Origin of the sequence: Anabaena catenula FACHB-362, assembly GCF_014698735.1 — a bacterium.
GTDB classification, from domain to species: Bacteria; Cyanobacteriota; Cyanobacteriia; order Cyanobacteriales; family Nostocaceae; genus Anabaena; species Anabaena variabilis_A.
Window position 1 is genome coordinate 1 of record NZ_JACJTQ010000084.1, and the last position, 8892, is coordinate 8892.

The window sequence follows — 8892 nt, forward strand, 5'->3', positions numbered from 1 at the left end:
GTGAGGATTGCTCTGAATATATTCAAATATACTGCCCATAACGTCTTACCAAAAAATACACTTTTATATTCTTATACCATAATTTAATTCTTTTTCGGAGATGTCTAATGAAAATGGCGATGGTGTGATTGCTAGAGATAATTTCGACTGGGGCAGCAATATCTTCAATATGCCACCCTGGAATGAATTGGTAATTTACGAACTGCACGTTGCTTCCTTCAACAGAACCGCAGATAAGCCAGGAGACTTTAGCTCGATTATTGATAAACTAGGCATCTTAAAAGATTTAGGCATCAATGGCATTGAACTGATGCCGATTTTTGGCTTTGCTGGTGAATACTCTCTCGGCTATAACCCTGCTTTTCCCTTTGATATCGAGAGTAATTATGGCGAACCCCGCGACTTTAAAAACTTTGTCAAAAAAGCTCATGAATTTGGCATAGCCATTATTCTCGATGTTGTCTACAACCATTTTGGCCCCCAAGAACTAGATTTTTCTTTGTGGCGTTTTGATGGTTGGTCAGAAAACGGTAGAGGAGGAATTTACTTCTATAACGATAAACGTGGGGATACTCCTTTTGGCCCGCGTCCAGATTACGGTCGTCCTGAAGTCCGTCAATTTATCCGTGATAATGCCTTTATCTGGTTGGAAGAATATCAGATAGACGGCTTACGCTTTGATTCAACTGTTAACATTCGCAATTTCTACGGTAATAACAACGATCCTGCCCATGACCTACCTGAAGGTTGGAGTTTGATGCAGCAGATCAACAGTGAAATAGACAACAAAATGCCGTGGAAGATTACCATTGCCGAAGACCTGCAAAACAACGAATGGATCACCCGAAATCCAGGTTTAGGGGGAGCAGGATTTGATTCCCAGTGGGGAGGTTCATTTTACTATCCAGTGGTGAATGCTGTAATTACTGCCAACGATAGCGATCGCAATATGTATAGTATTCGTGATGCTATTCTCCACCGTTTTGAAAGCGACGCTTGGAAACGAGTCATCTACAGCGAAAACCATGACGAAGTTGCCGCAATTAACAATAAAATCCGCCTTCCCGAAGCAATCTGGCATGGTCATGCAGATAGCTGGTTTGCTCGCAAACGTTCTACCCTAGCAGCAGCTCTGGTTTTCACTTCTCCTGGTATTCCTATGATTTTTCAAGGTCAGGAATTCTTAGAATGGGGAAGTTGGAGCGATTCCGGTAGTTTATATTGGAGTAAAAAAGATCAATTCGCTGGTATTTGGAGTCTTTATCAATCTTTAATTCGGTTGCGTCGTAACTGGTTCAATAACACCAGAGGTTTGCAAGGACAGAACGTGAATGTTTATCATGTCAACGATAACGATAAGGCGATCGCTTTCCATCGTTGGGATAAAGGTGGGACTGGAGATGATGTAGTTGTTATCGTCAACATGGCTAATCGCACCTATAACAACTATAGTATTGGCTTTCCTCGCGGTGGTTTGTGGTCAGTCAGGTTCAATAGCGACTGGAACGGATACAGCCCAGACTTTGGCAACCATCCTGGTTATGACACAGTTGCTTACAGTACAGATGGTAATGACCCTGATCGTATGCCCTACCGAGGCAATATCGGCATTGGCCCCTATAGCGTCCTGATTCTCTCGCAATAAAAAATAGTCAACTAACCATAGTGATATTTCACTGCTCAAGAAAAGGGTTTTCATTTAATTTGATTAACCGTCAAGATTTCCACCAAATTTTATAACGCTTCACACAGGGATTATTTAGTAATTCGTAATAGAAGGGATCAGCCCATGAATTTATTCATGGGTTAATTAGGGCTTGCTGAATAAATGTAAAACCTAGATAGCTCAAGGGATTCAGGGGTAAAAAAGTTAAGAAGGTGCAAGGAATAGACATTAAACCCATCAAAAACTTATCACTTTTCCGCCAAAGCAACTATTCAAAAGCTGCTTCTAATTCTTCCTCCTGACTCCTAACCCTAACGGAAAGACTTTTTCAGCAAGCCCTAATTACGAATTTTCTGACCGCAGTTTTACCAATATATATTGCCTAACACAACCATTAGTCCAAATTATCTTTGCATCTATCGAGGTTAAGATTTGGTAAACGCCATCAAAGATTTTCAGATTTTTCTCCACTAATTTCTGGAAAGAAAACCGAGCGTATTGTATTCAATAAAAACAAGTTTTCTGAGACTGGAATAACCAAAGTTAAACCAGAAAAGAAAATGCTGCTGAATGGATATAGCAGGAGATAAATGAATGGCTGTAGAAATCGTTCAAACCGATGATCAGTATGTGCTAAACCAATGCACAAAATTTTTAGCCAGGTCTAACACAGATCCTCGCCATAACTTTGGACAATTAACCGACGATGACCCTCGCTCACGCATTGCTGAAGCTTGGCGATTTCCCATTATTGATAGTTACAGTGATGGTAAAGACTTTGTTAAAAGCTACTCCTCAAACTTAGTAACTTTCGTTTATCAACAACAAGGCAACACACCTCCCAAAGATGTTAGTATTATTGGCACATTTGCCAATCTCTTTGAACCAATTCCCCTCAACCCAGTGAAATTTTTAGGCGAAAAAACAGGATACTACGCCTTATCAATTGTTGTTCCCAAAGCCCAATTTCATACCTATAAATTTATTGTGGATGGGCAAGCGATTCTTGATCCTATTAACCCCCAACGCGCTCAACTTGATAATGGTCAATTCTGGTCAAGATTTTTCACCCAACTCTGCACAGAACCTTTGAGCTTTGAAGATTGGGAATTTGAAATTTTAACTCGCTTAGTAGATCACATTTTACCGTTCCGCACGGCTGAAGGCGAGAACTTTTTAAACCGCCAATACAATTATCTTGGTAAACAAGATAAAGAAGTGCAATATGCCTTTGCTTATCGTCTAGATCAATCTGTGGGAGCAGTAAATTACATTGACAACATTTTAGCTAGGGAAGAAAATCACCACTTAACTGATTATAAAATTTGCCTAGGGCAGATTGACAGGATTTTGCGGCAGAGAAATCCTTATATTAATCCCCAAGATGTTTCCAAAGAGTTATACATCGACTTGTATAACGAAATGGCAACTAACCAAGTTAACGGCTGGAATTATCAACAATATCAAGAACCCCGTTACTTCCTCCAATTATTACGCCGCCACACCTATACAGGTGCTTTTTCTCATCCCAAATATGGCGGTAATGTTGGCGGTACAGGTTGGGCTTATTTGGCTGAAAGATATACAGATGACAAAGGGGAAACTTTGTTTAATTGGCGCAAAGCGATAGAACAACCCCTCGGCATTAATAGCGATTATCGAGGCTAATACCAAATTTGGATCAGGATTTTCAGATTAAAGGATTAACAGATTAATTTACAGATTATTAATCATGATTATCCTTTCATCAATATCCCTAGGAGAAGATAAATGGAAACTCAATTTGATGTCGTAATTATTGGTAGTGGTGGTGGTGGTGCGCCTATTGCTCACACCTTAGTCAAAGCCGGAAAATCAGTATTGATTTTAGAAAAAGGCCCCTTGTTTAAACCCCAATATCAAAACCCCAATGGGTTAAGTGATTTTAAACGGGATGAACTATTTGCTGATGGACCAGAAAAACGGATTCGCATTCCTGGAGTAGCTAACCAAAACGAAGCTTTTTATTCTAGCCACGTTGAACCAGATATTAACGACGAGCCACATATTTATCGTGGTTTTGATGGACAAGACCGAGCCACAATTGAAGGTTATACAGCCCAAGTTGTCGGTGGTGGTACGCAACTTTATGGTGGTGTTTCCCTCCGATTTACACCTACCGATTTACGCCTACAAAGCTTTAATGCTGGACGCAATGACCTGAAAGAAGACCCCAACGGCGATATTCAAAGGGAAGCCCGTGATTGGCCGATTAGTTATGAACAACTAGAGCCATACTATTTAAAAGCTGAATATTTAGTTGGCTTTAACGGCACTGTCGAGAACCAACTGAAACCATTTAGTGGAGATAAGTATCAACCACCTTTAGAGCCTAACCCCATTAGTATATATGCCAAGGTGGGTATGGAGCAGATAGGTAAACAACTCAACAGTAACAAACCTATCAAGCCATATCGGACACCGTTAGCGGTGATTACCCGTGACCATGAACCCAGTGGACGCAAGGCTCCTCAAGATCCAGAAACGATTAAAACCAGTTATGTAAATCGCTTTGGTTGTCCTCTGGGTCTGAAATCAAATACTTGGGTATCTTTACTCAGTCCCATTGCTAACCAACCAAATTTTGAGATTCGCACTAACTGCGTAGTTACTCATTTGGAAAGCGAAGGGTCGAAAGTTAGCCGCGTGGTTTACCGCGACCCTAGTGGGAAAACTCGGTTTGTGCAGGGAAAAATTGTTGTTGTGGCTTGTTCAGCAATTGAATCAATTCGGTTGTTGAAATTATCTGCACAGATGAGTTCGGAATTTGATCGCCGGATCAATCAAAATGACCTCTTAGGAAAGTATTTTCTGACTCACTGTTTTGGTGGTGCAAGCGCCCTAATGCCCACTCGCAGCGATAAATCACAGGCTTTAGATGCTGATTGGGCTACTGATGCTTGCGCTACGGATGATTTTCTCAAAAGCCGGGGACTGTGGGCTGGTGGTGCAATCTACAACAACACCTCTGACCAAGCTTTGCCCATATCTCTAGGACGTACTCAGGGTAGTCAAGATTTAGATACTCTCTGGAAAGGCTTTATTAATAACACTGGATTGGCAGGTCAAGGTTTGGCAGATTTCCTTGATCAATACATGGGTAGAGGTCTATCTGTTAGCTTCATGGCCAATCAATTACCCCTGAAAACAAATCGCATCGAACTACATCCGACAATTAAGGATAAATGGGGTCGTCCAGTTGCCCACATTATTAAAGAATGGCACAGCCATGATCGGTATCTGATGAATACCCTGGCGGATATGTGCAAACAGGTTTTAGATAACGGACAAAATGCCCCAGGCGATCGCAAATTCCCTTATGAATTCTTGGGATCGGGGGGTGTGTACATGGCAGAAAACGCCCTAGCACGGATTGCTAATCATATTCTCGGTGGTGCAAGATTCGGCACTGATCGCAAAGACTCAGTATTAGATGTGAATTGTCGAACTTGGGATTTTGATAATCTCTACGTGACCGATGGCTCTTTTATGCCCACATCAGGCGGCGCTAATCCGACTTTGACAATTCAAGCTAATTCTTTCCGTGTCGCTGACGAATTACTCAAGAGGCTTTAGTAAGGGAGATGTCTTTTGCATCTTTTTGGAAAAGAACTTACGCATGAATCATGGAAAAACAAACCGCAGAGGACGCAGAGGACGCAGAGGACACAGAGAAATAAGAGTTTGATAAATATTTTGCGTAAGTCCTAGTGTTAATGATTCTCCCCTGCTCCCTGGCTACCTCAATCTGCAACTTAAAGGTTTAACAGTTGATTATGGACCCAGCATTTAACGATATTTTTACGAGTCCGTGGAATGACATTTTCAAGGTTGTCTTCTATCCTGACCGGATTTACCACGCTGAATATCTCAACGCTACCCGCAGCCCCCGTTACCGTTACAATGTGCGCGAAGTTCGTAGCTATTTAGGTATCAATGCCCTCAAGGGTGAGGTATATCTAGATGGTAAGTTTCTCAGTAATTTTCTCCGCTTAGAATATCGTTCTAGTCGGTTAGTGGAACAGACACGGGAGAAAAAACGCTTGTTCAAGGATCATTTGATTGCTTGGGTGAGGGTGTTGCCAGAGGATGAGAGTAAGAAGGCAGAAGCAATGGTAAAACTGTCCTATTGCTCTTGGATTGATGCTTACGAAGTGGAGATTTGGGAAACTCTAGAACCTCCTGCTGGTAGCTACCACGATTTTCAGGTTTTGGATCAGATGGGACGCAATGGAGCAATTACGCGAGTTAAGGCGTTTAGTCCAGCTTTGCAAGATATCAAGTCTTTGACAAAGATAGAGTTGGCGTTTCGGGAAAATGATCGCAATTTACCCTCTGGCTATCAAATTAGCAGTAATGAAACTGTTTGGGATAACGACTATTCGCGATCGCACCAAGAACCTCGCACCCAAGACCCCAGTTCACCTCAAAACACTATTTCTGACCTCAACTATCTGATTAATTTCCAACGCGGTTGGTACTTGCAAACACCAGATATTGCCCCAGTGCGGTATCGCAACGCCATGATGGATGGTGATAATCCAGACAAGTCAGATAACAACATTATCGATATGCGCTGGATTATCCAACGAGAACTTGGCGGTTCAATGGTCTTTTTCCATGAAGTGACCGTTCCGCCTGGGGTAGTTGAAGGTACTCACCAACATATCGGTACTGAGGAACTGTATTTCATCACCGAGGGCGAAGGCTTTGCCTATATGCGAGTTGGTGACGACCCAGCCACAGAGAAGTACCCGACCGTCGAACGTCAAGTGATGGGATTAGGGAAAAAGGAATTTAAAGAACTACCAGTGAAACCAGGGAGTGTGATTTTTACCAAGAGTGGGGGGATGCATGGCATTCGTAACCCCGGCACAAAACCCCTGAAATTCGTTGCTTTCTTGTATCACACCAACTAATTCACCTACCCAATTCTCACAAACTTGCCATGTTTATCGTTCACTCTGACAGTGTTTTCAAAGTCGATCCCAATACCCCACCGGAATATAATCGGGGTAATCCCTTGCTGAAGTTGTTGAACTTTCTCGAAAGGGCCCAATTAGCAGCAGAACGGGAATTTTACCTAACAGACCAGTTGCAGTATCTGTTTCCCTATGAGTCTCTAGTTTTTTATGGGCCTCAGGGTGCTGATGCAAATATTCTCGACCCAACGCAGCAAGATAACAAGACGGATTTCCAAAAGCAAAACGTTAAAGACTTTTATAGTACCGACACCTTTCTCGTTCGGGGTTTGGTAACTGTCGGCGATTGGACAGGGCCATTTTTGCGGATTTCCTATCGAGGTGGCCCAGATTCTCGGCTTTCTGTGGCTGCTGGCCACAAATTGGGAGAAAAAATCAAGCTCTGGGTTAAGGTTGGGGATGTAGCTACACCCACGTTAATTTTTGTCCCTTACAATGAAAAAAGCGATCGCTATGAAGTCGAGTTCTGGGGTTATCCTGGCAGCGATTTGAGAAGTCAACTCGACGACAAAGGCCGCAATTCTATAGATCGTGGTGAACTTCAGGTACGCACTGACTTAGTACATGGCAGCATTTTCGACTTCAATCGGGAAGGTTTAAATGACCGCCAGATGACACAAGTTGCGCCCACCAACACTATGCATCCGATCTTACCCCTCCATGTAGAACTAGCCTGGGCAGACTTTAATGAAAAAGTTTGGGATTCCCAAAACGGTGCTAATTATCACTACGAGTTCAACATGATCATGCGGGGTTGGGATAACTTCTTAGGAACTGGTATCAGCTCTAACCCTCACGGTGGTATTGGCTTCTTGGAATATCGCAATTTAATGTCTAACTATGGACAATACACTGGCAAAAACGAATTAGGCCGCCAGTTAAATTCTTGGAACTTTAGTGCCTTTAGAAACAAAAATCACGGTAACGGTTTTGAACCCTTCTTTGCCGTTGATTATATGGATTTACACTTACTCAATCCTAATTGTGGTATTGGCTTACACCGTCATCGTGATAACCAAGAGGTGTTTTTCATGATGGAAGGTCAAGGCTTCATGGTAGTGGGTGACTGGTGTAAAATGCCAGAAAGAGAACGCTGTTTTGAAATCCGTACCCTCAAACCTGGACACATGGCCATGCTCAAAGGTGGTAATCTTCATGCTTTGATGAACAGTACCGATGAGCAGATTTCCCTATTTATGTTTGGTGGATACGATTAATTATTGGGTGTAGAGACATTCCATGGAATGTCTCTATATTCACATCTTGCACCTGGAAATAGAGATGTCAAAACCAAAACTACGTGCGAGAGGAATTAATCGTTGAACCCACATTCTGCACTTCATTTTGTAGTACAGATGCAGGTCTAATAACCCACATTCCCCACTTCAATAAGGTTTTACGTACTCAAGGTGCAGGGGTTCACCAGCTACTTGCAAAAAGTAGGCCAGTTTTTGGATTTCTAGTTTAGTTAATTCATAACCGGGAATGCCGTACAATTCTAGCAAGCGTATGAACAAGGCACCGGTTTGGGCTGGTTCTATTAATAAGTTACCTTGCTTAATTTCAATCATTTCTTCCAAACAGTCGCGGATATAATTTTAGCATCTGCATCATCTAAATAAAAATTATAAACAGGTTCACCAGAAACTTCACAACGCAATGGTTCAATAATTTTAGTAAAAGGATTCCAAACTGCTGTGACAATCCGTTTCGCTTTTTTTCTTTGTAAAGAGAATTGAATATGTACCGTAGGTAAATGGATAATCATGGAACTGTGTAACCAAGCCTCTACACTCATTGTATAACGCTCCTTTACATCCAATAATTTTCTCTCTAACTCTTTATTTGTTGCTTCAATTCTTGCTAATTCCTTATCTTTATCGGCATCTATCAAACCTTTAGATTCTATCTTCCTACGAATTTCGGCACTGATTGTGTTGTAATAATCCTTGAGTCGCTCTTCATCCCTAGTTCTTGCTCTAATTAATTTAGCTTGCCAATTTTCCAAGGTTTGACTAACTAATATTTCGCTGCGGTTTTCAATTAAATTTAATAAATCAGCAATTGGTAGTGATAATCCTAAATCTTGTTCATCTACTAGACATCTCCGAAAAAGAATTAAATTATGGTATAAGAATATAAAAGTGTATTTTTTGGTAAGACGTTATGGGCAGTATATTTGAATATATTCAGAGCAATCCTCAC

General features: G+C 41.6%; 7 protein-coding genes. 5 read left to right on the plus strand and 2 right to left on the minus strand.

Annotated features, from left to right (window positions below):
- Positions 1-100: 100 nt before the first annotated feature.
- The 5 genes from H6G68_RS26090 (at position 101) to H6G68_RS26110 (ending at position 7904) form a co-directional block, all read left to right on the plus strand.
- Entirely contained in the window at positions 101-1645 is a 1545-nt protein-coding gene (locus tag H6G68_RS26090; RefSeq protein WP_199332732.1) for an alpha-amylase family glycosyl hydrolase, read from the plus strand.
- Positions 1646-2260: 615 nt separating this feature from the next.
- On the plus strand, positions 2261-3334 hold the full coding sequence (locus H6G68_RS26095; RefSeq protein WP_190909247.1) for a gluconate 2-dehydrogenase subunit 3 family protein: 1074 nt from the start codon (positions 2261-2263) through the stop codon (positions 3332-3334).
- Between the two features lie 102 nt (positions 3335-3436).
- The gene (locus H6G68_RS26100; RefSeq protein WP_190909248.1) at positions 3437-5281 is read left to right on the plus strand and encodes a GMC oxidoreductase; all 1845 of its coding nucleotides are present in this window, start codon (positions 3437-3439) and stop codon (positions 5279-5281) included.
- 200 nt (positions 5282-5481) lie between these two features.
- Positions 5482-6624 carry a cupin domain-containing protein gene (locus H6G68_RS26105; protein WP_190909249.1) on the plus strand — a complete coding sequence of 381 codons (1143 nt, stop codon included), beginning with the start codon at positions 5482-5484 and terminating at the stop codon, positions 6622-6624.
- Between the two features lie 29 nt (positions 6625-6653).
- Positions 6654-7904, plus strand: a complete 1251-nt coding sequence (locus H6G68_RS26110; RefSeq protein WP_190909250.1) for a cupin domain-containing protein — start codon at positions 6654-6656, stop codon at positions 7902-7904.
- Between the two features lie 168 nt (positions 7905-8072).
- Here the strand turns inward: H6G68_RS26110 and H6G68_RS26115 are convergent, their stop codons facing one another.
- Together H6G68_RS26115 and H6G68_RS26120 are read right to left on the minus strand one after the other, a co-directional pair.
- Complete coding sequence (locus H6G68_RS26115) at positions 8073-8258, minus strand: hypothetical protein (protein ID WP_190909251.1); 186 nt, start codon at positions 8256-8258, stop codon at positions 8073-8075.
- On the minus strand, positions 8255-8695 hold the full coding sequence (locus H6G68_RS26120; protein ID WP_242045404.1) for a hypothetical protein: 441 nt from the start codon (positions 8693-8695) through the stop codon (positions 8255-8257). The genes H6G68_RS26115 and H6G68_RS26120 overlap by 4 nt, the downstream gene beginning before the upstream one ends.
- Positions 8696-8892: the final 197 nt, after the last annotated feature.

What these genes read in the sequence shown, in the direction of transcription:
- H6G68_RS26090 (WP_199332732.1), top strand. Translation starts at nt 101, where the DNA reads ATGTCTAATGAAAATGGCGATGGTGTGATTGCTAGAGATAATTTCGAC.
- H6G68_RS26095 (WP_190909247.1), top strand. Translation starts at nt 2,261, where the DNA reads ATGGCTGTAGAAATCGTTCAAACCGATGATCAGTATGTGCTAAACCAA.
- H6G68_RS26100 (WP_190909248.1), top strand. Translation starts at nt 3,437, where the DNA reads ATGGAAACTCAATTTGATGTCGTAATTATTGGTAGTGGTGGTGGTGGT.
- H6G68_RS26105 (WP_190909249.1), top strand. Translation starts at nt 5,482, where the DNA reads ATGGACCCAGCATTTAACGATATTTTTACGAGTCCGTGGAATGACATT.
- H6G68_RS26110 (WP_190909250.1), top strand. Translation starts at nt 6,654, where the DNA reads ATGTTTATCGTTCACTCTGACAGTGTTTTCAAAGTCGATCCCAATACC.
- H6G68_RS26115 (WP_190909251.1), bottom strand. Translation starts at nt 8,258, where the DNA reads ATGATTGAAATTAAGCAAGGTAACTTATTAATAGAACCAGCCCAAACC.